The organism is Variovorax sp. V15 (genome assembly GCF_041154425.1).
Taxonomy (GTDB): domain Bacteria; phylum Pseudomonadota; class Gammaproteobacteria; order Burkholderiales; family Burkholderiaceae_C; genus Variovorax; species Variovorax guangxiensis.
Genome location: NZ_AP028659.1, coordinates 5,140,308 through 5,161,881, shown reverse-complemented (window position 1 = coordinate 5,161,881; position 21,574 = coordinate 5,140,308). Strand labels below are relative to the sequence as shown.

Genomic DNA, 21,574 nt, shown 5'->3' with positions numbered 1-21,574 from the left:
TTGTCTTCGTCAGATGCCGATGGCCGCGCGCGCGGCGTGCCAGGTGCCACGGTGCCCGTCCACGTAGCTGATGGGCGAGCTGGCGAGGTCGTCGAGATCCACGTCGTCCAGGCAGGTCACGTTCACGCCGTAGGCGCTCTCGCCGGTGGCGGGCGAATGGCCCACACCGAAGGCCCGCACGCCGCAATGCCTGCAGACGATGTAGTGGCTGTTGCGGGTGTCGAGCATCTGCTCGCTGAGTTCGGATTCGCCTTCGATCAACCGGAAGGCATCGGTCGCGACGATGGCGGGCCAGAAGCGGGTTTGGGTGCAGATCGAGCAGTTGCAGCGCAGCGTGCCGAGGCCGAGGTCGATGTCGGCCTCGAATCTCACGGCGCCGCAATGGCAGCCGCCTGTGTAGGTCTTTTTCATGTGCTCGGACTTCGCATGGTGGTGCTGGCAAGCACCATATCAAAGGCCGGGCGGCGGCGCTGCGCTGTGGTCATGGGCGCGGCCCTCCCGCCACCGGCTCAGGCGCGGGCGACCCAGCCCCGGAACGTGAAGCCCGTGAAGAAGAGGCGGATGTCCTTGAACCCCGCTTCGCGCAGCACGGCCTCGTCCTGCGAGGGCGAGAGGATCGACAGTTCCTTCTGGACTTTCTCCCGCGCCGCGGCCGCCTGGCGCGGATCGGAGCCCGAGGAGACGAGGAAGGCCGCGTAGCGCGACATCCAGAGGTCGCGTTCGCCTTCGCCGTCTTCCACGCTGAGATGCGCTGCGACGAACGGGGCGCCCGGCTTCAACCGGCGATGGATCTCGCGGGCCGTCGGCAGCCGCTGGTCCGTCGGCACGAAGTGGAAGGTCAGCAGGCAGGTCGCGCCGTCGAAGGGGCCGGCGGGCGCGTCCTGCACATAGCCTTCGTGCAGCGCCACGCGCGACATCAGCGGGCCCAGCCTCTGTGATGCGAGTTCAAGCATCGGGCCACTCGGATCGACCCCGTCGAGGATCCATTCCGGGTTGGCCTGCGCAAGGTCTTCCACTTCCAGGCCGCCGCCCGCGCCGACCACGAGCACCCGGCCATCGCTGGGCACGTGTTCCTCGAGAAGGATGCGCGTCATCGGCAGGAGCCCGCTGTATCCGGGCACGTTGCGCTTCGGGCCCTCGGCGTATTTGGCGACTGCGTCCGAGGTGCTGAAGGCGCTATGGGGTGTGTTGCTCATCCGAAGATGATGGCATGCGGGCGCGCAGCCATCGGCCACAGGGGGCAAGGCACGATCAGGCGGTGGAGCCGCTGCCGAAGCGCATCGCCGAGCGGGCCCTGGCGCGTTCCGCCTCCACAGCACGGTCGCGCGGTTCGGCCGTGGTGACAAGCGAATCGATCAGCCGCGCCGCCGTGGCGGCCACTTCATCGACCGCGCGATTGAATGCCGCCTCGTTGGCCTTGGAGGGCACGTTGAAGCCACTGAGCTTGCGCACGAACTGCAGCGCGGCGGCACGGATCTCCTGCTCTGTGGCGGGCGGCTCGAAGTTGTAGAGGGTCTTGATGCTGCGGCACATGGGCGCTCTCCGTTCGATGGCGAGGTGGCGCCAGTCTAGCGGCCGGAATTCAGGGGAGCCCGCTGACGAAGCCGCCGTACCAGCTCGCGAGCTTGCTCCATGGAATCTCGATCCGGTTCTCGCTGCTGTCGCGGCCCCAGGTGACGAGGTCGAAGATGGCGCCGTTGGCCGTCACATCGACGGAATTCACCAGCATGAAGTGGCCGCCGAATACGCGCATCGTCATGTCGTCGCGCAGGCTGCGGCCCAGCGCCATGTTGGCCAGGCTGCCCGCGGCACACATCATGACGGTGTGGCCAGCGTTGCGCTTGTGGCGCATCTGGTTCAGGTGCGGGCCCACGGTGTTTTGGCCGACGCTGGTACGGTGCGCCTTGATGAGCAGGCCACGCAGGCGCCAGCTGCCCATGTGACTGTGGTCCTCCACATGCTGGTAGCCGGTGTCGCGCATCCACCGGACCATGTCGGCCGGCGAGGTCGCGCCTTCGAGCATCGTGTGAGTGAAGGGCGAGCGGTAGGCCAGGATGTTGCTGCCGTCGCGCAGGCTGGCCAGCGCGATGTAGTCGGCCTCGCAGATCCTCGGCGAGCCGGGGGCGCTGTTGATGCGCTTGCCCAGCAGCGAGGAGCCCGACTTGACCTTCACGGTCATCTGCCCGAGGGGGCCGCGGCGGTTTTCCGCCAGGCCGATCACGTAGGCCGCGTAGGCCTGAGGGGTTCGCTTCGCGATGTCGTGCATGAACGTGACCGGGCCGCACAGCGAATGGTGCTGCTGCTCGATGTACCTGTAGTCCGCGATCCGCACGATCAGTTGCAGCGCGATCCGCTCGCGCGAAAAATGCCGCCAGGGGAGCGCGGCGTTTCCGCGCAGGAAACCGCCCTGGTAGCTGTGCGGCTGGTTCTGCGGGTCGGGGCGCGCGCCGATCACGAGGTCCAGCGCGGCAGCAGCCTCGGCACTGGGAACCCAGCGCCCGTTTCTCAGCAGGCGGCGGCTGTACTGCTCGACTTCGTCCGCGGTCGGTACCGTGTCCACGTCGGCTCCGGCGCGCAGCAAGGTTTCCCGAGCGATCGTCTTGTCTTTCCACAAGGCCTGTTGCAGCACCTGATCGAGCGTCGGCATGGTCCGTCCCCTGGTGTTGAGTCATCGGCTGCCCGGCTTGGGCGGGCGGCAAGATAGCACCCGCGGTGCAGGGCCGTCGATCCCCGAGAACAGGTAGGGCGGCGCACCGTCGCCGCGCGCCGGGGAGGAGGGGGCGAGCGCGGCCTGCACGATCGAGGACATGAGCCGCGCGAAAGCCGACGAAGCCCACCGACGGCTCCGCGCCGGACTGTTCCCACACGCATCCGCACCTCCCTCCCACCAACCGCGGGTTGCGCTCGCACAACATGGGGCGGTGAACAAGCCAGGAGGCCATCCATGACTTCGAAGCAGCAACAGCCAGAAGAGAAAGAAGGGAAATCGCCGGGGAAATTCCACTTTCCCACATCCGGCAACCCTGAGCAGGGCAAGGTCGAGAAGGCTAGGCCCACCGAGCAGCCTGCCAGCGAGGAAGCGCTGGACAGCGGTGTGGAAGAGTCCTTTCCGGCCAGCGATCCGGTGTCCGTCACCGTGACCAAGGTGAAGCTGCCGTCCTCGGAAAAGAAGAAGGACGTCGAAGAGAAGGCGAAGGCCGGCAAGGGCTGAAGTCAGGCACACCGCCGTGCAAGCGCTTTCTTCCGAAGCCAGGGCGGCGGGCACAGTGCCCGGCCCGTGCAGCGTCGTCACGCTCGACGTGGACCCGCGCGGCTACTGCACCGAGCACGAGCATGCCACCCGCGCCAACTACGGGCGGCGGCTGGCGGTGCTGATCGGCTGCGCTTTCGAAGGGGAGTACGTCTCCCCGGCGCCCTCGGGATCGCGGCACTATTTCGTGCCCAGCGATACCCTTTCCGACCCGGCCCGGGTGCACGCCATGGGCATCGCCGGGGTGGACGACCTGTTCGGCGGTGTGGTGCCGCATGCCTTCGTCGCCACCAAGGTCATCAGCCACCCGCTGATCGACGAGAACAGTGCCGCGAGACCGGACGGCTGGTCGACGCGCTTCGCCCGCGAGGTCGGCGACGCAGTCCTGCCGGGCTTCTCGTGCTTCTCGGCCGGCGAGGCGCTGAGGGCAGGGCGCGCGATGCTCGATGCGGGGCCCGTGCGCCTCAAGCCGGTGACGGCTACCGGCGGACGCGGGCAGATCGTCGTCGAGCGCACCGAGGCGCTCGGCAGCTGCATCGCCGAGATGGACCAGGCCGGCCTCGCGCGAAGCGGCCTCGTTCTCGAAGCGAACCTGGAAGACCCCGTCACCTGGAGCGTCGGGCAGCTGCTGGTGGCCGGCATGATCGTCAGCTACTGCGGCGTGCAGCGCACCACCGGCGACAACGCCGGCGAGGAGGTCTACGGCGGCTCCGATCTGGTGATGGTGCGCGGCGACTTCGACGCGCTGATCGCCGGCGTCGCGTCGCCCTCGCTGCGCCGCGCCATCGAGCAGGCGCGCCGCTATCACCAGGCGGTGATCGACTGCTACCCCGGCTTCTTCGCCTCGCGCGTGAACTACGACGTGGCGCAGGGCGTCGACGGCAGAGGCGAATGGCGCTCGGGCGTGCTGGAGCAGTCGTGGCGCGTGGGCGGCGCCACCGGCGCCGAGATCGCAGGGCTCGAAGCGCTGCATGCCGACCCCGGGCGGCGCGAGGTGCGCGCCTCGTGCTTCGAGGTCTACGGCCCCTCGGTGCTCGTGCCCGCCGATGCCATCGTGGCCTACCAGGGGACGGACAGCCGCGTCGGCCCGCTCGCGAAGTACACGATCCTGCCTGGAGACCGCCATGCCGACGCGCCATAGCACCATCGACATTCCGGTCGACGGCCAGCATATCGAGGGCACGCTGTTCGCGGCCTCGACGACCGTGCCGGGGGTGCTGCTGGTGCATGGCTGGGACGGCAGCCAGGAGCAGTACGCCAGGCGCGCGCACGAACTGGCCGCACTTGGCTGCGTGTGCCTGACCTTCGACCTGCGCGGCCACGCGCGCCACGCCGCGCAACGCATGGAGGTGACGCGCGAGGACAACCTGCGCGACGTGCTCGCGGCCTACGACGCGCTGGTCGGCCACCCGGCGGTCGATCCGGCGGCCGTCGCCATCGTCGGCAGCAGCTACGGCGGCTACCTGGCGGCGCTGGTCAGCGCCATGCGGCCGGTGCGCTGGCTGGCGTTGCGCGCGCCCGCGCTCTACCGCGACGGCGAGTGGGACACCCCCAAGGGGCAGCTCAGCCGCTCCGACCTGGTCGCCTACCGCCGATCGCTGGTCGGGCCCAAGGACAACCGCGCGCTCGCGGCCTGCGCGGACTTCGCCGGCGACGTGCTCATCGTCGAATCGGAGCACGACCAGATCGTGCCGCACCCGGTGGTCGAGAACTACCTCGGCGCCTTCAAGCGCGTGAAGTCGGTGACCTACCGCGTGCTCTCCGACGCGGACCACGCGCTCTCGAAGCAGGAGTGGCGCCAGGCCTACGGTGCGCTGCTGGTGTCGTGGATCACCGAGATGACGCTCGGCGCCAAGGCGACGGCCACCCTCACGAAGCCGGTGACCACCGCAACGGCCTGAGGCCGCCGCCCACCGTTCACCGCTGCAGCGCGGCCTCGGCCGCCAGCGCCACCGCCGCCAGCCGTGCGTCGTCGCCGCGTACCGAGGCCAGCATCAGGCCCACCGGCAGATCGCCCGGCGCATGGCAGGGCAGGCTGAAAGCGCAGCCGTCGAGCAGGTTGATCGCGAAGGTGTTGCGCAGCAGCAGGCCGTTGGCCCTGAAGAAGGCGGCGTCTTCCGCCAGCGCCTCGATAGGCGGCGCGACGATGGGCACGGTCGGGCACACGAGCGCGTCGAAGCCTTCGATGGCGCGCTCGACGCGTCCGATCCAGTCGCGGCGGCGGTCCTGCATGGCGATGTAGTCGGCGGCGCGCACCTCGGTGCCCAGCGCGATGCGGGCGGCCACGCGCGCGTCGAATCCGTCGCGCTTCGCGGCGAAGCGCTCGCGGTGCACGGCGGCGGCTTCCACCGGCGAGAAGCCGCCGGGCGCGTTGACGCTGGCGATCTCGGCCAGTTCCGCCAGCGTGATGTCCACGACCTGCGCGCCCGCGGCCGAGAGCGCCTGCAGCGCGCGGTCGAAGGCGCGCGCCACGGCGGGTTCGATGTCGTCGAACACCAGCGTGCGCGGCACGGCCAGGCGCATGCCCTGCAGCGGACGGCGGCGCACCGCGAGCGGCACGTCGGCGATGGCGGCATCGGCGACAAGGCAGTCTTCCACGCTGCGCGCCATGGCGCATACCGTGTCGAGCGAGCGCGCCAGTTCGAAGGCGCCCGTGCGCGGCACGCGCGACTGCGTGCTCTTGAAGCCGACCAGCCCGCACAGCGCGGCGGGAATGCGGATGGAGCCGCCCGTGTCCGAGCCCAGCCCCGCCACCGCGAGCCCGAGCGCCACCGACACCGCCGCGCCGGACGACGAGCCGCCCGGAATGCGCGCCGTCTGCGTGTCGACCGGATTGCGCGGCGTGCCGTAGTGCGGGTTGATGCCCACGCCCGAGAAGGCGAACTCCGTCATGTTGGTCTTGCCGACGATGGCTGCGCCCTGTGCACGCAGCCGCGCCACGGCGGTCGCGTCGTGCGCCGCGGGTGCCTCGCCTTCGCAGACGGCGGAGCCCGCCATGGTGGTTTCGCCGGCCACGTCGTAGAGGTCCTTCACCGACACGGGCAGGCCGGCGAGCGGTGCCGTCTCGATGCCGGCCTTGCGCGCCGCATCGGCATGGCGCGCGGCGGCGCGGGCCGCGTCGGCGTACAGGCGGGTGAAGACATGCTGCGCGGCAGGCTGTCCGGCCGCTTCGAGCACTTCGTCGATCAGCGCCTCGTGCGAGAACTCGCCGCGCGCGATGCGCCCGCGCAGCGCCGCGATGGTGTTGCCGTTCTTCATCGTCATCGTCACGCCACCACCGGCAGTGCTTCCACCGCATAGCGATGCACGATGCGGCGCTGCAGCTTCGCATCGTGCAGCTCGATCTCCATCTGCGTCGCGGGCCGGATGCCTTCGCCCTTGGCATTGGGCAATGCGCCCAGCGTGCCGCAGGTCATGAAAAGGCCCTCGGGCGCGGAGCCTGCGCCGGGCATGCCGTCGCGCAGGCCGGCCAGCGGGCGGATCGATGCGAGCGTGCCGCGCTGGTAGTCGACCCAGCGGCCGTCCTCCAGGATGCGCGAGCGAAGCTCCAGCGTGTCCTGGTGCGCCTGCACGTCGCGCCAGCGCCATGCGGTCTCGGCCACGGGCTTGGCGCACATCTGCTTCGACACGGCCACCGAGTAGCTCTCGACCTGCCGGTCGGTGTGGTCCGAGGCCACACTCAGCCACCACTCGCCTTGCGAGAAGAACAGCACCGGCTCGGCCTCGCCGGAGCTCCGGTCGCCCAGCGCCTCGATGGCGCTCGATTGCGTCAGCAACTGGGCCGCCACGCGGTAGTACAGCGGCACGCTCGAAGGGCGCGGCACGCCGAGTTCGGCCAGTTCCTCGATGTGGTGTTCGATGGCGGCGATGTCGCGCCCGGTCCAGCCCGCCACCACCAGCGCGCGCGGCGCGACCAGGTGCAAGGAGGTGGAGCGCGTGCCGTCCTCGGCGATGCTTTCGCAGGCGAAGCGCAATCGTGAATTCATGTTGTTCGTCGTCGTCATCGATCAGCTCTCCAGCGGGCGCTTGGCGGTTTCGCGCGCAACCAGCAGGGCGATCAGCGTCACGCCCAGCGCGGCCACCACATAGAACGACACGGCCACCGTGCTGCCCCACGACTTGAACAGGCTCGCGATGATCAGCGGCGCGAAGCCGCCGCCCAGGATGCCCGCCAGCGTGTACGCCAGCGAAGCGCCGGCATAGCGCACGCGGCCGGGGAACTGCTCGGTGACGAAGGCGGCCTGCGGGCCGTACATCATCGCGTGGATCAGCAGGCCCACCACCACAGCAGCGCAGATCGCGACCGGGTGCGCGCTGTCCATCAGCACGAAGAACACGAAGGCCCAGACCATGCCCAGCAGCGCGCCGGCGATGTAGACCGGGCGGCGGCCGATGCGGTCCGACAGGCTGCCGAACCACGGCACGGCAATGGCGTTGCCGGCCGCGCCAATCATCGTGGCGGTGAGCGCCAGCGGACGCGACAGGTGCAGCACGGTGGTCACGTAGGTCAGCGTGAACACCACCACCAGCGCATACAGCACGTCGGAGCCGATGCGCGAGCCGCCGGCCACCAGCAGGCGGCGCCAGTGCTGCGTCAGCACTTCCTTGATCGGCGTCTTGGCGGTGGCCTTCTTCTCCTCCATCTCGCGGAAGACGGGCGTTTCGTCCACGCCGCGGCGCAGCCACAGGCCGAACAGCACCAGCGCCACGCTGGAGATGAAGGGAATGCGCCAGCCCCAGTTCTGGAAGTCTTCCGGGCTCAGCCAGGCCGACACGGCGGCGATGAAGCCGGTGCCGATCAGCGTGCCGCACGAGGGGCCCACCTGCGTGAACGAGGCGTTGCGGCCGCGCTCGTCGGGCTTGCCGTGCTCCATCGACAGCAGCACCGCGCCGGCCCATTCGCCGCCGAGCGCCACGCCCTGCACGAAGCGCAGTGCCACCAGCGCGACGGGTGCCCAGATGCCCCAGCTCGCGTAGGTGGGCAGCAGGCCCATCAGGCCGGTGGAGACGCCCATGATGACCAGCGTGGCCACCAGCACGAAGCGCCGGCCCAGCCGGTCGCCGAGGTGGCCGAACACCACGCCGCCCAGCGGGCGCGAAATGTAGCCGACCGCGTAGGTCGAGAACGCGAGGATGGTGCCGGTGAGCGGGTCGAACGAGGGGAAGAACACCGCGTTGAAGACCAGCGCCGCCATGATGTTGTAGACGGTGAAGTCGTACCACTCCAGCGTGGTGCCGATGGAGCTGGCCATGGCCAGCCGGCCCATCTTGGCGGAGGCAGGGGCGGCCTGCCCGGGTGCCGCGGAGCCCGCGGCGGGAAGAACATGTTCGGTCATCGGATGCCTTTGTTCGGTGAGAGATGAGGTGAGAGGGGGCGGATGGCCGCCGCGTCAGGCCAGCTCGGCCGCTGTCAGCTTCCAGCCGAGCGCGAGCAGCCAGCCGCCGGCGGGATCGGCGTCGAATGCGGCGGCGGCCGTGGCGCGCGCCGCGCGGGCGGCGGCTTCGCTGCTGGTCTCGATCACCAGCAGCGGCTGCAGCACGCGGCCTTCGGTGGATTCGCGCGGCAGCGGCGTGCTGAGCGCGGCGTCGGGCACGAGCAGGTACGACTGCACGAAGCCTGCCTGCTCCTTGCGCAGTTGCGCGCCGATGCCGGCGGCGTGCGCCACTTGCGCCTCGGCATCGGCGGCGGCCACGAGCGGAAGCACGGCCACGTGGCTGCCGCTGCCGAAGCCGGTAACGGCGCGCACCGCGCACACGCGGCGCATCGGCTGGCGCATGCGGTCGAGATTGGCGACGGACCACGGCGTCTGCTTCTCGAACGCGCCGCGGTAGCCGGGCGAGCCGAACACCGCCAGCGACTCGGTGCGGTAAAGCCCCAGGTACTTGCGGCCGCCCTCGAGCGAGAAGTAGCGCGCGCCCGAGAGAAAGCCGGGAATGCGCACACGCTCTTCCACGTGCTCCCGGTCGTACCAGCGGTTGAAGTCGGCCTCGTCGGCGGGGTCGACGCCGGAAGCGACGAACAGCAGGCCGTTCACTGCTGTTGCGGAGGAAGAGGAGTCAGGTGTGTTCATGGCGGCGGAAGAAGAGGCGGGCCTTCGAAAAATGAAGGCGCGATCTTCCGTCGCAGGGTCGGGCTGTCACAAACGAGTTTTTCTGGGCGACAGCCACAAGAATTACTGGCCCCTTTTCGGGGCCGAAATGCGCCAAACCGAGGGTTAACCCTCTGAAGCCGTGCTCCAGGTTGGTGCGACAGCCGATGTCGTGAACTGGTCGGAGGCCCGGCAGGCCAGTTCGGCCACGAGCCGGATGGCGTCGGAGTCGGCGGCTTCCAGGTGGCTCACCACGATGCGCTGCGGCGAGATGAGCGCGTCGCACTCGATGATCTTCACGTCGCCGGCCGCCACATATTCATAGCAGGGCGGCAGCGGCACCAGCGCGTTGCCGAAGCCCGCCTTCACCAGCCGCGCCAGCGCCGAGATCGAACTCACGCAATGCACCTTGCCCAGCGGAATGCCCGCCGCGCGGAACAGGTTCTTCAGCGCCTCGTGCGGCTGCGAGCCGGGGCTCATCGTGAGTACGGGTTGTCGCAGCAGCTGCTCGACCGTCTGCACGGGCTCGGCGCCGGGCGGGCCCACCCAGCCCATGGGCATCGGCAGGCAGGGCGTGCTCACGATGCCCGCGCCGGCGATGTGGTCGGTCTGCAGCGCGATGTCGAGCGCGCCCTCGCGCAGGCCGCGGTGCAGCGCCAGCGTGGTCTCGGAGGTGAGCTGCACCTCGATGCCCGGGTAGGTGGAGCGCAGGTTGGTGAGAAAGCCCAGCAGCCAGGTGTGGACCACGGTTTCGATGGCGCCGATGCGCACCAGCCCCAGGATGTCTTCGCGCGGCCGGCCGAGCGAGACGATCTCGCGGCGCAGCTCGAGCAGGCGTTCGCCGTAGTCCATCAGCCGCACGCCCACGGGCGTGAGCCGCAGCTCGCGCGCGTCGCGTTCGAACAGGCGTGCGCCGATGTCTTCTTCGAGGGAGGCGACGCGGTTGGACACCGCCGCCTGCGTGATGTGGAGCCGGTCGCTCGCCGCGCGGAAGCTGCCCAGCCGCGCGGCCCAGAGGAAGGCTTCTACAAATCTTGTGTTCATGGGGGCACCTGCGGGCATTCTGCCCGCGTCGCGCCTGCACGAGAACTTGCCGTCCGCCGGACCCGTACCGGCATTGGCGGGAGCAGCCGCTTGCTAGCCGGCGTCGTAGAAGAACTCTTCCCGCACGATCTTCCCGTCCTTGACGGTGTAGAGCGCCATTTCCTCCATGGTGAAGCGGTGGCCGTTGGCCTTCATCGTCACGTCGAAGCGGAACCCGACGATGAAGCGGTCGTCGTGCGGCCACGGGCCGGCAACCTGCATGGAGTGCACTTCATGATTGGCGGTCCACCACTCGCCCTTGGCCCTAATGGCCGCAAGGCCGACCGCCTCGCGCGCCTGGCCGGGCGGGGCGCTGGCCTCGACGCTCACGGCCTCGGGCGCATAGAGCACCTGGGCGCCTTCGAAATTTCCGTCCTTGCACAGCGCCACGAGCTTGTCGGCGATTTCCTTGGTGTTCATGGGTTTCTCCTGCGAACGTTGAGAGGGAACGAGCGAGCGAATGAATGAACGAACGAAGACCGGGGGGCGCAGTTTAGGCCTGCGGTGGCTGTCTTTCGCCGGCTTTTCTTTCTCAGGAGGAAGCGGGGCCGTTGAGCGCGCGCATGCTGTCTACTGCTTCGGGCGAGGCCCACAGCAAGGTGTTCAGGTAGGTCTCGATGCGGTCCACCAGCGCGCCGCGCGGGCCCTCGCGCCATTCCGGGGAGCCGTAGAACGCGGCCTGCCCGGCTTCGAGCGCTGCGCGGTCGGCATAGGCTCGCACCAGGTGGTAGGTCTCCTCCTCGTGGTCCGACCTGCCGTAGGCGACCACGTCCATGCCCTTGCCGCGCAGCATCGGCACGGCGCGTTCGTGCATGGCCTGGTGGAAGGCATCGAGGGTGCCGGGCTTGAGCCGGTAGGTTCGGATCTCCAGCAGCATCTGCTTCATGGCGGCGGCCTTTCTCCAGCGTCGGACCTGCCCGGCAACACCCAGCCGAGCGACAACACATAGCGGCTGCCGCCCACCACCCGCGTCACGCTGTGCTCGCAGGCATCGGGGCGGAACAGCTTGATGCGCCGCGTCGCGAAGATCGGCGTGGCGCACACGAACTCGCCACCCGAGCGCGGCGATTTCAGCACGACGTTCAGCCGGTAGTGCCGCCCGGCCTGCACCGGGTCGGTGTGCGGCGGAATCTCCGAGCCCTCGGGGTAGCGGATGAGGTAGCTGTCGAACGGCAGCGGCCAGCGCGCCGTGAGCAGCAGCATCTTGTCGTAGCCCGTGCCCTGGCGGCCGCGCTGCCAGCGGAAGGCCAGGGAGAAGTAGCTGCGCAGTGTGGTGGCAAAGCTCATGAGTGAAGTCGTGGAGCCTCCATGCCGCGCATTCTCTGGCGATTCAGCAGAAAACGATCGCCGTCCTGTGCTCGATGCTCAGCCGCGCCGATTCGTACAGCAGCAGCCAGGACACGTATTCGCGGTACAGGCCGTTGTCGTCGTCGATGAGTGCATCGATGCGTTCGGCTTCCTCGTCGGAGAGCTTGCCGTTCTCGAGGCGGATGCCCAGGGCGGGAGCGACGAACACGAGTTCCTCGAGCAGGCGCTGGGAGGAGCCGAGCATGCCGCCGGGCAGGCCGCTCAGTTCTTCGAGGTCCGCGTCGCCTTCGGCCTCGTCCGCTTCTTCCTGTGCGTCGTCTTCTTCTTCATCCTCGTCGCTGCCGTCACCGTCGAACAGCACTTCCTGGAAGTCGATGGGAACGTAGAAGCCTTCGGCATCGGAGTGGCACAGCAGATGGCTTTCCGAGCCGTCCAGCAGCGCCTGGATCTTCGGATCGGCAGTGGGATCGACGTCGTCAGCCAGCGGCGTGGCGACCCAGTCGGGCGCCAGCACGCGGTGGGCGTACGCGCGGCGCAGGTAGTGGATGAAGGAATAGGGAAAACCGTCGATCGAGGCGCGCGAGTCGAGTTCGAGGGGACCGCGCGGTTCGGTGTGCGGGGGCAGCCCCGCGGCGGCCAGCACGCGGTTGACTTCGGCCAGTTCTTCCTCGAAGCCCTCGGCGCTTTCGGGATCGTCCTCGAGCAGTTCGGCGAGCATGCCGACGCAGACAGCCAGGCCCATGGTGTTTTCCTCCAGGTTGTTGGTTCGCCGCGATGGTGACGGCGGCCGGTGAAGGAGCGATGACCGGCCGCCGCTACTCCACCGTACCTGGCGATGCTTACTTCGCCGCTTCCACCTTCACCCGCGCGTTCGGCGCCTCGCCGAACATCTCGGGCGCGTACATCGCCTCGACGCGGCTGGGCGGCAGGGCGAAGTCGCCGACGTTGTTCAGCCGCACGGTGTACTCCATCTTCACCACGCCCTTGGGCAGGTACTCGTAGTAGCTGCGGAAGGCCTCGAAGCTGCGTTCCTCGAAGGCCGGCCAGCCGGCGCCCGACTTCTTCTCGCCCTGGGTGGCGATCTGCGAATCGCGGCCCAGGCCGCCGCCGAGGATGGTGGCGCCGCCCGGAATCGGGTCGCTGATGACGACCCAGGTCATGTCGGCGCTGGCGTTCACCTCCAGCGTCACGCGCAGCACGTCGCCGCGCGTGTACTTGCCGGCGGTGGCCTGCTCGACCGGGGTGATGGTCTTCTTGATGGCGTAGCCGGCGGCGAACGGCGCCTTCAGCTGCACGGCGGCGATCGACTGCAGCGTGAGCCACGGCTTGCCGGTGCCCTGCTGCGTGACCAGCAGCGTGTCGCGCACGGGGGCTCCAGACGGCGACGATGCCCACGGCAGGAACATCGTGTTGTTCTTCAGGTTGCCCGGCGAGGCGGGTGCGCCGAAGAAGGTGCTCTGGTTGGGCGCGCCGGTCGCGTCGCTGGTCTTCACGCGCTCGACCTTGCTCCAGTCGACCTGCGCCTTCACCGCGCCGAGCGTGGCGGCGGTGACGCCGGCCACCGGCGTGCTCTCGAACACCTTGCTGAATTTCTCCAGCGCCAGTCCGCCCCACAGGTTGGCGGTGGTGGTGTGCCAGGCGCCGTTCTGCTGGCGGCCGATGAAGCCGTTGGCGAGCTTGCCGATGTCGTCCTTCCAGGCGGGGTCGTCCATCACGCTGAGCAGCAGGCGGGCGGTGTTGACGTCGCCGTTGGTCATCAGCCACCACCAGTAGTCGTCCTGCTCGGTGCTGAAGATCAGCTTGGTGCCCTGGTACGACAGGCGCGCCTTCAGCACGTTGTTGGCCTCGTCCAGGCGCTGCTGGCGCTGAGGCACGTCGTTCACGCGCTTGAGGATGTTGAGCCAGTCGATCACCGCGCTGGTGGGCCACTGGTTCGGCGCGATGGTGATGCTGCCGAGCATTGCCCCACGGGCCTTGCCGTAGCGCGAGAGCGCTTCGAGCGCGGCCAGCTTGCGCACGTCGAGGTCCTTGCGCGGGCTCCAGAAGTCGCGCGTGATGCGGCCTTCGACGAAGGCGATCAGGCCCGACTCCATCGGCGCGCGCACGTCGTCGGCGAGCGCGAAGGCGGGGTTCAGCTGGGCGGCTTCATTCGTCGCCGCGAGCAGGTACGAGGTGAGGATGTCGCTGCCGCGGTTGGCTTCGCCGTCGCGCGGCGGGAAGTAGTTGGCCAGGCCGTCGCTGTCGAGATAGGTCGGCAGCGTCGCCAGCACGCCCTGCCACATCTTCGCGTCGCGCAGGCCGACCGACTTGCTGGTCTTTTGCTCCAGGCAGATGAAGGGGTAGTTGGCGAACCAGTCGCGCACGCCCGGCAGGCCTTCGGCCAGCTTGGGTTGCAGCGAGAGCTTCAGGCCGCCGCGGCCGGGCAGGGCGTCGGCCGGCGGCGCCACGTCGAGCGTGAACGGGCCGTCGACCTGCACCAGCGTGCCTTGCTGCACCGTGAGCGGCACCGAGGGCACGATGCGCTGGCGCACCTTCAGCGCATCGCGTGCGCCGCCGAGGGTGTCTTTCGCTTCGATCTCCCACAGGATGGCTTCGGCGCGCGTCTGCCCGAGCTGCGCAGGCGCGGTCACTGTCCATGCCACCTCGCGGGCCTCGCCGGCCGGGATGTCGACCGTCTGCGGCTCCAGCGTGAGCAGGGTGGCGCGCGGCGTGGCCTCGACCTTCATCGGCTTCTGCGTGGTGTTGCGCAGGGTGATCTGGGCGCGGAACTGGTCGTCCTCGCGCACCAGCGGCGGCAGGCCGCTGATGATCTGCAAATCTTGCGTGGCCTGGATGCTGGCCTGGCCGGTGCCGAACAGGTTGGTGCCCGAATCGGCCACGGCCACGATCTTGAAGGTGGTGAGCGCGTCGTTCAGCGGCACCGTCACCACGGCCTGGCCGTTGGCGTCGAGCACCACCTTCGGGTTCCACACCAGCAGGGTGTCGAGCAGTTCGCGCGTCTGTCCCTTGCCGCCGCCGCCGCCCGCGGGCACGGCCTTGCGGCCGTAGTGGCGCCGGCCGACGATTTCCATCTGCGCGGTGGAGGTGCTCACGCCCCAGCTGCGCCGCTGCAGCATCGCGTTGAGCAGGTTCCAGCTGTCGTTGGGCATCAGCTCCAGCAGGGCCTGGTCGACCGCCGCGAGCGCCACTTCGGCGCCGGCGGCCGGCTTGCCGTCGGGCAGCTTGGCGCTGATGGTGACCTGCGCCTTGCTGCGAATCGGGTAGCTGGGCTTGTCGCTGGTGACGCTCACGTCGATCTGGTGGGCGCGCGTGCCGACGCGGATCTCAGCCATGCCGAGGCGGTAGGCGGGCTTGCTCAGGTCGACCATGGCGGTCGGCGCCACGTATTCCTTGCCTTCGTACCAGAAGGCCGTCCACCACTCGCGCGGCGACTTGAAGCCCCAGGTGAAGAAGCTGTACCAGGGCACCTCGCGCAGGCGGCCGCGCAGCGCGAGCACGCTCACGTAGGCGTTCGGGCCCCACTCGGGCTTGACCTCGAGGGTGACGGTCGGGTCCTTGCCGTCGAGCTTGACCACGTGCGTCTCGATGATGCCCTCGCGTTCCACCGCGACCAGCGCGGTCGCGAAGCGGAAGGGGCTGCGCACCTGGAACTTGGCGATCTCGCCGGGCTGGTAGCTCTTCTTCTCGGGCAGCACGTCGATCCGGTCGTTGTCCTCGCCGCCGAACCAGAGTTCGCCCTGCTTGGTCACGTAGACCGAGCTCACGGCCCGGGCGTCGCGGCCTTCGCTGTCGGTGGCGCTGGCGATGAGCTCGACCTCGCCGGCTTCCTTCAGCTCCGATTCGCACAGCAGCAGGCCGCGCGCGTCGCTCTTGCCGCTGCAGACGGTGCCGATGTCCTTGGTCTCGGTCTTGTTGTCGTAGGTGTAGAAGCCGCCCACCATGCGCTTGCGGCTGGTGGTGGTGATGCGTGCCACGGCGCGCACGTTGAGCGTGACGTTGGCCTGGGGCTTGCCCGAGAGGTCGAGCGCGAGCGCCTGGAACTTCAGCTTCTGGGCGGTGGAGACCCAGCCCTCGGTCTTGATGCCGGCGATGACGGAGGCCGGCCACAGCGTCTGCGTGCTGCGGATGGTCTGCACCTCGCCGTTCGGGTCGGCGTACGTGGCCTCCAGCAGCAACTCGCGCGCGGCCTTGACCTTCGGCACCTTGTCGATGGTGACCTTGCCGGCGCCGTCCTTGTTCAGCGTGAGCGGCAGCTTGTCGGCGATCACGCGGGTGTCGTTCACGCTGTTGAGGTCTTCCTCGCCCGAGCCGGCCTCGGCCGCGGCGGTGACCGCCGTGGCCGCCTCGCTGCCGTCGCCCTGCGAGGCGCGCGGCGGGTTGAAGCTGAAGGCGTCGTAGTCGGAGAAGCTCAGGCTCTTGCCGCGCACCATGGCCGACACGCGCACCGGCAGGTTGGCTGCGCCGCCGCCGGAGACGTAGTTGATCTGCACGTCGGCGGGCACGCTGGTGGCGGCCACCAGCGGCTTCTTGTCCGTGGGCGCGATGCGGCCCTCGAGCACGGGCAGGCGGAACTCCTCGACGCGGAAGCTGCCGGTGGAGAAGCTGCGGCCGTAGCCGTCGTCGTCCTCACCTTCGCCCTCGCCGTTGGCGTCCTTGCCCTTGCCGCTGCGCAGCATCACCTCGTACACGCCGAGCTTGGCGGCCGGCGGAATGGCGAAGCTGTTCTCCGCGCTCAGGCCGCCGGTGGCGGTCTTGCGCCAGTTCAGCGGCTGGGTGAAGCGCTGGCCGCTGCCCACGTGGGTGATGACCAGCGTGTCGGGGCGGTTCTCGGGCAGGCCGAAGCCCTTGCTGGTCTGCGTGCGGATCAGGCTCTTCATCGACACCGTCTCGCCGGCGCGCAGCAGCGTGCGGTCGAAGATGGTGTGGGCGACGCGGTCGGCCTCGGCCTGCAGGCTGGTGGGCACGTTGAAGCGCCAGGGCTCGATGCCGCGCTGCCAGTCGCTCCAGGTGAAGGCGAGGTCTTCCACGCCCTTCTCGTCCTTGGCGCGGGCGCTGACGAACCATGCGCCGCTGTCGTATTCGTTCGGGCCGTTGCACGAGGGCGCCTGCGGCGAGACGCCGCTGAGCATGACCACGCCGTTGGCGTCGGTGGTGCCGCTGGCCACGGCCTTGCCGTCGCAGCTCGAAACGCGCACCTCGGCGCCGGCCACGACCTTGCCCTTGTCCAGCGTGGTGACCCAGGCCATCGAGTTCTCGCGGCCCAGCTTGAAGTGCACCGCCAGGTTGGTGGCCAGCGCGGTGGTGCGCACGTACATCGTGCGCCCGGCGTTGTAGCGCTCGTCGAGCAGTGCCTCGCCCAGCTTCTGCGAGGCGATCTCGAGCACGTGGAAGCCCGGCGTCAGCGGGATGCCGATGACTTCGAAGGGGCGCGGATCGCCCGAGTCGGCCTTGGGCATGTCGAGCGCCTTCACGCCCGGCTGGCCGGCCAGCAGCGACAGCATGCGGGTCTGCAGCGTGGTGCGGTCGTCCTTGTCGATGACCGGGGGCAGCGGGCCCTTCACGTCCTTGCGCGCCTGTTCGCGCGAGACGGTGAAGTTGTCGTAGCGGCGCACCTTGCGGAACCACGCGATGATTTCCGCGTCGGTCTTCGGGTTCATGTCGCTCACCTTGCCGGGCGTGAGCGCGTTCACCATCAGCTTCGGCTCCACGCGGCGCACGGTGACCGGCATCATCGCCGGCGTGTCCGGCTCGGCCAGTCGCTCGACCACGCCGAAGGGCGAGGCGGCGAACTTGGCCAGCGGCGGCATCGCGCCGGTCGCCACCTTCATCGGAAAGTTGCCGGGCGTGGCCAGCGGGCGGCCCGAGGCGTCCTCGAACTTGGAGGGCAGCTCGATGCTGTATTGCGCGCTCTCGGCCAGCGGCGGCTCGAAGCTCACGCTGTTGACCACGTCGTCGTCGCTCTGCGAACCGCCTTCGTTGTCCAGCTTGGCCTTGATGGTCTTGTCGCCCTTGAGCTGGATCTGCGAGGCCAGCTTGCGCGTGACGGGCGCGTTGAACTGCAGCTGCATCGGGCGCAGCGGCAGGCAGGCGGCCTGCGCGTTCTCGCGCTCGCAGGTGAACGAAGCCGCGAAGGGCTCGCGTACCTGGAATTCGAGGCGGCGTTCCACGTTGTTGGCCACACCCGAGGGCGTGGCCACGCCCTTGCCGTAGACGACCTGCACCTTGGCGCCGGGCGTGAGCGTGCGGTTGCACTGCATCGTGATGAAGCGCAGCGGGTCTTTCTCGGCCGACTTCTCGCGGCCGAAGGCCTTGAGCAGGCCGGCACGCTGCTCGCCATCGAGCAGCTTGACGGGAATGCGCTCGCCCACGCCGTCGGCCGTGCACCAGACGTTCTGGCGCACGCTCTCCAGCGTGGCCGCGCCGTTGAGCTCCAGCATGAACATCTGCTGCTCGTCGATGCGGCTGTAGCTGCCCGGCATGTAGTTGCGCACGAAGGGGCCGCCGGTGTTGAACTGATAGCGCTCGGGGCCGGTGAGCTCGCCCGAGGCGGGCTTGAAGGTGGGAATGCGGGTGACCGTGCAGCGCACGCCGGGCGGCAAGTCGTTCTCGAAGTCGTAGACCCAGGCCTTGGCGTCGGTCCAGCGGCCGGTGCCCTTGGCGGCCTGCGCGTCGTTGCAGCTCACCGCGAGCGGGGCGGGGGCCTTGGGGTCGCCGAAGTTGACGGCCGGCTGGTCGAACTTGGCGACCACCTGCCGAACCCGCGCCACTTCGCCCTGGGGCGAGAGGCTGACGATCTGGAGGGCAAAGCCCGGGCTGGACGCGAGAACGCCGCCGGCCAGGAGCAATGTTGGAAGGAAACGGTTCACTTTTTTATATCTCCACCTGAGAGGCAGCGCGCAGCGTAGCCGATTTGCACGACGGTTCGGGAGTGCCAACAGTCATAGGCCGTCGGCCCGGTTGCGGGTGCGGCGGTCTTTACGCCGCTCTTCTTACAATCGGGGCCGTCGTGCGTGCGCCGCGCGGACCGCCACCAAGACCTCGCCGCCGACCGATGAAACGCTACTGGGAAATTGACGCCTTGCGCGGGCTGATGCTCGTGCTGATGACCGTCACCCATCTGCCCACCCGATTGACCGATCCGCTGGGCCAGCCCTTCGGTTTCGTATCGGCCGCCGAAGGCTTCGTGCTGCTGTCGGCCTTCGTCGCCGGCCTGGTGTACAGCCGCATCGGCCATGTGCGCGGCGTCGACTCGATGCGCCAGGCCTTCTGGCGGCGCGTGCTCAAGGTCTACCTGGCGCAGGCGGCGACCCTGCTGTTTTTGTTCACCGTGATCACGGCGGTGGGCCTGCACATCGACCAGCCGGCGGTGAAGAACCTGGTCTCGTACTACCTGGCGGAGCCGCGCGAGGGCTTCATCTACGGGCTGCTGCTCATCTACGAACCGGCACTGCTCGACATCCTGCCGATGTACATCTTTTTCATGCTCATGAGCCCCTGGGTGCTGGCCTTCGCCATGCGCCACGGCTGGACCTGGGTGATGGTGGCGAGCGCCACCGTGTGGGCGGCGGCGCAGTTCGGCATCAGCGAATGGGTCTACGGGCTGGCGGTGCGCTACCTGGGCGTGCCGGTGCCCTTCCACGAGATGGGCGCCTTCAATACCTATGCGTGGCAGTTCCTGTGGTTCGCGGGGCTGTGCATCGGCGCGACCCGCAATGACCCCGGTGCCCGGCCGCTGCGCTTTCCGGCGTGGCTGCTGGCGCTGGCCGCGGGCATCGCCCTCTACGGCTTCTACTGGCGCCACACAGGCATCAACGGACAGGCGCCGTTCGGCGGCGATGTGGAGCTGAACCTGCTGTTCGACAAATGGCAACTGGGCCCGCTGCGGCTGGTGAACCTGGTGGCGCTGGGCGTCCTGGCGGTGCGCTTTGGGCCCTGGCTGATGCGCCGCATTCCCCGGCTGCGCTGGCTGGAGGCGATGGGCTCGGCCTCGCTGCCGGTGTTCTGCGCGCACCTGATCGCGGTGCTGCTGGTGCTGGCCTTCTACGGCGACAGCCAGACGGCGCGGCCCTGGTGGGGCGACGGCCTGCTGCTGGCGGCGGTGTTCTCGGGGATGTACTTCGTGGCGCGCTTCACGCGCGGGGCGGACGTTCCGCCGCCGGCGGACGATGTACCGTCGGAGCCCGCGCCGGCCTGAGCGGAAGCGCCCGGCTCAGGGCAGCCCGGCCGTCGGCGCCGGCGGAGGGCTCGGCAGGTGCGGCGCGATCACCGAATGCCAGAGCCGGTAGCCCTCGTCCGTGAGGTGCAGCCTGTCGCCACGGAAGAGCTCCATGCGCGGGCGCCCGTCTGCGCCCAGCATCGGCGTGTAGATGTCGATGAATTCGCTGTTCGGCAGCAGGTTCAGGTAGGCCGAAACGACGTGGTTGGTCTCGCGGATCTGCGGCAGCAGCTGCTCGCGCGAGGGGCTGGGCTTGACCGAGATGAAGCTGATGCGGGTGTCCGGCAGTTCGGCGCGCACCGCATTGGCGAAGCGCGCGAAGCTGTCGAGCACCTGCAGCGGGGTGCGGCCCTCGGCCAAGTCGTTGTCGCCCGCGTAGACCATCACCTGGCGCGGCTTGTAGCGCACCACCAGGTCGCGCGCGAAGAGGGCGCAGTCGGCCAGCGTGGAGCCGCCGAAGCCGCGGTTGACCACCCCGCCGGGCACGCGCGCGAAATCCTGCGACAGGCGCGTCCACATGCGCACCGTGGAGCTGCCCACGAACACCACGCCGCCGGGGGCCGGAAAGCGCTCCTGGTCGGCGCGCGCGAAAGCGGCCAGTTCGTTGTGCCAGCGGTCCTTGGCGGCCAGGTAGTCGCGCGCGGCTGCAGCCTCGGCGGCGGCCGTTTCGGACTCCTGGGGGAAGAAGCTGGACTGGGCTTGCGCTCCAAGCGCGGCGGTCAGCAGGGCGACCGCGGCCAGCGCGGTTTTCATCGAAGACATTGGAAGAACGAAAAAAGAGGCGGAGGGCGGGGCAGGCGGGTTTTCTACCACGACGCCCCAGGCCGGGCGGTCGTTGACAGTCGCAGCCGCCGGCTAGATGGTTTTCTCGATGAGCGCGCCCTTGAACAGGATCGGCCCCTTCGGCCCGCTGCCCGCAGGCACGCCGCCCTTGGCCTCGAGCGAAATGGCCAGCGCCGGCACGGCCTGCACGTCGGACTCCGACGCCGTCAGCTTCAGGGCCGGCGCGTTGCCGAGCACGCCCAGCGATCGCGGCGCGCCGCCCGGCGGCAGGGCCCAGAGCTGCAGCGACTTGTCGTCGCCTTCGCGGTAGTCGCCCACGCGCTGCAGCACGAGCTGCTTCTTCTTCGGATCGAAGGTCACCAGCATCGAGGCGGCGGCCTTGTCGTCGCTGAGCACGGCCACGTACTGCACCACGGGCGCGTTCTGCAGCTGGTCGCGCAGGTTCAGCCCGACCGTCACGGCCACCACGGTGGCCAGCGCGCCGGCCACCGCGGCGCCGCGCCACAGCGCGAGGCTGCGCAGCCAGCCGCCCTGGCGGGGCTCGCCGGCGGCACTGGCCGCCGCGCGCTGGCGTTCCAGCGCGAGCGCGGACTGCTCGGCGTCGATCATGTTGCGGATGCGCGTCCACACGGCCGCGTCGGGCACGACGGGCGACTGCAGCTCGGTCATGCTCGCGAGCCGGCCCTGCCAGACCAGCGCCGCGGCGCGCACCGGCGCCTGCTCGCGCGCCATGGCCTCGAAGCGGCGGCGGGCGCCGCCGCGCAGGGTGCCCAGCGCGTGGCTCGCCGCCAGCAGCTCCAGCAATTCGGGGTGTGCGATGAGATTCATGAGGGGACAAACGCCTTT

Annotated in this window: 20 protein-coding genes; 4 read left to right on the top strand and 16 right to left on the bottom strand. The window is 69.3% G+C overall.

Annotation, left to right across the window (positions count from 1 at the left end; genetic code table 11):
• Positions 1-9 precede the first annotated feature (9 nt).
• The 4 genes from ACAM57_RS24645 to ACAM57_RS24630 form a co-directional block, all read right to left on the bottom strand.
• Positions 10-411 carry a GFA family protein gene (locus ACAM57_RS24645; protein WP_126022592.1) on the bottom strand — a complete coding sequence of 134 codons (402 nt, stop codon included), beginning with the start codon at positions 409-411 and terminating at the stop codon, positions 10-12.
• A gap of 98 nt (positions 412-509) precedes the next feature.
• Complete coding sequence (locus ACAM57_RS24640; RefSeq protein WP_369659294.1) at positions 510-1,196, bottom strand: class I SAM-dependent methyltransferase; 687 nt, start codon at positions 1,194-1,196, stop codon at positions 510-512.
• A gap of 55 nt (positions 1,197-1,251) precedes the next feature.
• On the bottom strand, positions 1,252-1,533 hold the full coding sequence (locus ACAM57_RS24635; protein ID WP_126022594.1) for a DUF2277 domain-containing protein: 282 nt from the start codon (positions 1,531-1,533) through the stop codon (positions 1,252-1,254).
• Between the two features lie 49 nt (positions 1,534-1,582).
• The gene (locus ACAM57_RS24630) at positions 1,583-2,647 is read right to left on the bottom strand and encodes a hypothetical protein (protein ID WP_126022595.1); all 1,065 of its coding nucleotides are present in this window, start codon (positions 2,645-2,647) and stop codon (positions 1,583-1,585) included.
• A 297-nt stretch (positions 2,648-2,944) separates the two neighbouring features.
• Here ACAM57_RS24630 and ACAM57_RS24625 point away from each other — a divergent pair, with 297 nt between their 5' ends.
• Genes ACAM57_RS24625 through ACAM57_RS24615 form a run of 3 tightly spaced genes read left to right on the top strand, consistent with a single transcriptional unit; the run spans position 2,945 to position 5,151 of the window.
• Positions 2,945-3,211: a hypothetical protein gene (locus ACAM57_RS24625; protein WP_369659293.1), complete on the top strand. Its 267-nt coding sequence runs from the start codon at positions 2,945-2,947 to the stop codon at positions 3,209-3,211.
• Between the two features lie 16 nt (positions 3,212-3,227).
• Entirely contained in the window at positions 3,228-4,391 is a 1,164-nt protein-coding gene (locus tag ACAM57_RS24620) for a DUF3182 family protein (RefSeq protein WP_369659292.1), read from the top strand.
• Positions 4,375-5,151: a S9 family peptidase gene (locus ACAM57_RS24615; RefSeq protein ID WP_126022598.1), complete on the top strand. Its 777-nt coding sequence runs from the start codon at positions 4,375-4,377 to the stop codon at positions 5,149-5,151. The genes ACAM57_RS24620 and ACAM57_RS24615 overlap by 17 nt, the downstream gene beginning before the upstream one ends.
• Before the next feature lie 16 nt (positions 5,152-5,167).
• On the opposite strand, the gene ACAM57_RS24610 is transcribed toward ACAM57_RS24615, so the two are convergent.
• The 10 genes from ACAM57_RS24610 to ACAM57_RS24565 all read right to left on the bottom strand — a co-directional run bounded on the left by ACAM57_RS24610 (position 5,168) and on the right by ACAM57_RS24565 (position 18,596).
• Positions 5,168-6,514 (bottom strand): amidase, encoded by a 1,347-nt coding sequence (locus ACAM57_RS24610; protein WP_369659291.1) that lies wholly within the window; start codon positions 6,512-6,514, stop codon positions 5,168-5,170.
• A gap of 2 nt (positions 6,515-6,516) precedes the next feature.
• Positions 6,517-7,254 (bottom strand): DUF2848 domain-containing protein, encoded by a 738-nt coding sequence (locus tag ACAM57_RS24605; protein ID WP_369659290.1) that lies wholly within the window; start codon positions 7,252-7,254, stop codon positions 6,517-6,519.
• A 3-nt stretch (positions 7,255-7,257) separates the two neighbouring features.
• Positions 7,258-8,586 (bottom strand): MFS transporter, encoded by a 1,329-nt coding sequence (locus ACAM57_RS24600; RefSeq protein ID WP_369659289.1) that lies wholly within the window; start codon positions 8,584-8,586, stop codon positions 7,258-7,260.
• 54 nt (positions 8,587-8,640) lie between these two features.
• Entirely contained in the window at positions 8,641-9,321 is a 681-nt protein-coding gene (locus tag ACAM57_RS24595; protein ID WP_369659288.1) for a hypothetical protein, read from the bottom strand.
• 144 nt (positions 9,322-9,465) lie between these two features.
• Positions 9,466-10,383 (bottom strand): LysR family transcriptional regulator, encoded by a 918-nt coding sequence (locus tag ACAM57_RS24590; RefSeq protein WP_369659287.1) that lies wholly within the window; start codon positions 10,381-10,383, stop codon positions 9,466-9,468.
• A 93-nt stretch (positions 10,384-10,476) separates the two neighbouring features.
• The gene (locus tag ACAM57_RS24585; protein ID WP_126022603.1) at positions 10,477-10,842 is read right to left on the bottom strand and encodes a nuclear transport factor 2 family protein; all 366 of its coding nucleotides are present in this window, start codon (positions 10,840-10,842) and stop codon (positions 10,477-10,479) included.
• A 112-nt stretch (positions 10,843-10,954) separates the two neighbouring features.
• Positions 10,955-11,308, bottom strand: a complete 354-nt coding sequence (locus ACAM57_RS24580) for an NIPSNAP family protein (protein WP_126022604.1) — start codon at positions 11,306-11,308, stop codon at positions 10,955-10,957.
• Positions 11,305-11,709 carry a 2OG-Fe(II) oxygenase gene (locus ACAM57_RS24575; protein WP_369659286.1) on the bottom strand — a complete coding sequence of 135 codons (405 nt, stop codon included), beginning with the start codon at positions 11,707-11,709 and terminating at the stop codon, positions 11,305-11,307. The genes ACAM57_RS24580 and ACAM57_RS24575 overlap by 4 nt, the downstream gene beginning before the upstream one ends.
• A 43-nt stretch (positions 11,710-11,752) precedes the next feature.
• Positions 11,753-12,472 (bottom strand): hypothetical protein, encoded by a 720-nt coding sequence (locus ACAM57_RS24570; RefSeq protein ID WP_184635453.1) that lies wholly within the window; start codon positions 12,470-12,472, stop codon positions 11,753-11,755.
• Between the two features lie 97 nt (positions 12,473-12,569).
• Complete coding sequence (locus ACAM57_RS24565) at positions 12,570-18,596, bottom strand: alpha-2-macroglobulin (RefSeq protein WP_369659285.1); 6,027 nt, start codon at positions 18,594-18,596, stop codon at positions 12,570-12,572.
• 185 nt (positions 18,597-18,781) lie between these two features.
• Here ACAM57_RS24565 and opgC point away from each other — a divergent pair, with 185 nt between their 5' ends.
• The gene (gene opgC, locus ACAM57_RS24560; protein ID WP_126022608.1) at positions 18,782-19,924 is read left to right on the top strand and encodes an OpgC domain-containing protein; all 1,143 of its coding nucleotides are present in this window, start codon (positions 18,782-18,784) and stop codon (positions 19,922-19,924) included.
• Positions 19,925-19,939: 15 nt separating this feature from the next.
• On the opposite strand, the gene ACAM57_RS24555 is transcribed toward opgC, so the two are convergent.
• Together ACAM57_RS24555 and ACAM57_RS24550 are read right to left on the bottom strand one after the other, a co-directional pair.
• Entirely contained in the window at positions 19,940-20,698 is a 759-nt protein-coding gene (locus ACAM57_RS24555; protein ID WP_126022927.1) for an SGNH/GDSL hydrolase family protein, read from the bottom strand.
• 102 nt (positions 20,699-20,800) lie between these two features.
• Positions 20,801-21,556, bottom strand: a complete 756-nt coding sequence (locus tag ACAM57_RS24550) for an anti-sigma factor (protein ID WP_369659284.1) — start codon at positions 21,554-21,556, stop codon at positions 20,801-20,803.
• Positions 21,557-21,574 lie beyond the last annotated feature (18 nt).

Bases quoted from the DNA above. Each gene is read 5' to 3' on its own strand.
- ACAM57_RS24605 (WP_369659290.1), bottom strand. From the start codon at position 7,254: ATGACGACGACGAACAACATGAATTCACGATTGCGCTTCGCCTGCGAA.
- ACAM57_RS24645 (WP_126022592.1), bottom strand. From the start codon at position 411: ATGAAAAAGACCTACACAGGCGGCTGCCATTGCGGCGCCGTGAGATTC.
- ACAM57_RS24615 (WP_126022598.1), top strand. From the start codon at position 4,375: ATGCCGACGCGCCATAGCACCATCGACATTCCGGTCGACGGCCAGCAT.
- ACAM57_RS24600 (WP_369659289.1), bottom strand. From the start codon at position 8,586: ATGACCGAACATGTTCTTCCCGCCGCGGGCTCCGCGGCACCCGGGCAG.
- ACAM57_RS24610 (WP_369659291.1), bottom strand. From the start codon at position 6,514: ATGACGATGAAGAACGGCAACACCATCGCGGCGCTGCGCGGGCGCATC.
- ACAM57_RS24595 (WP_369659288.1), bottom strand. From the start codon at position 9,321: ATGAACACACCTGACTCCTCTTCCTCCGCAACAGCAGTGAACGGCCTG.
- ACAM57_RS24580 (WP_126022604.1), bottom strand. From the start codon at position 11,308: ATGAAGCAGATGCTGCTGGAGATCCGAACCTACCGGCTCAAGCCCGGC.
- ACAM57_RS24635 (WP_126022594.1), bottom strand. From the start codon at position 1,533: ATGTGCCGCAGCATCAAGACCCTCTACAACTTCGAGCCGCCCGCCACA.
- ACAM57_RS24570 (WP_184635453.1), bottom strand. From the start codon at position 12,472: ATGGGCCTGGCTGTCTGCGTCGGCATGCTCGCCGAACTGCTCGAGGAC.
- ACAM57_RS24630 (WP_126022595.1), bottom strand. From the start codon at position 2,647: ATGCCGACGCTCGATCAGGTGCTGCAACAGGCCTTGTGGAAAGACAAG.
- ACAM57_RS24585 (WP_126022603.1), bottom strand. From the start codon at position 10,842: ATGAACACCAAGGAAATCGCCGACAAGCTCGTGGCGCTGTGCAAGGAC.
- ACAM57_RS24550 (WP_369659284.1), bottom strand. From the start codon at position 21,556: ATGAATCTCATCGCACACCCCGAATTGCTGGAGCTGCTGGCGGCGAGC.
- ACAM57_RS24640 (WP_369659294.1), bottom strand. From the start codon at position 1,196: ATGAGCAACACACCCCATAGCGCCTTCAGCACCTCGGACGCAGTCGCC.
- opgC (WP_126022608.1), top strand. From the start codon at position 18,782: ATGAAACGCTACTGGGAAATTGACGCCTTGCGCGGGCTGATGCTCGTG.
- ACAM57_RS24555 (WP_126022927.1), bottom strand. From the start codon at position 20,698: ATGAAAACCGCGCTGGCCGCGGTCGCCCTGCTGACCGCCGCGCTTGGA.
- ACAM57_RS24625 (WP_369659293.1), top strand. From the start codon at position 2,945: ATGACTTCGAAGCAGCAACAGCCAGAAGAGAAAGAAGGGAAATCGCCG.
- ACAM57_RS24575 (WP_369659286.1), bottom strand. From the start codon at position 11,709: ATGAGCTTTGCCACCACACTGCGCAGCTACTTCTCCCTGGCCTTCCGC.
- ACAM57_RS24590 (WP_369659287.1), bottom strand. From the start codon at position 10,383: ATGAACACAAGATTTGTAGAAGCCTTCCTCTGGGCCGCGCGGCTGGGC.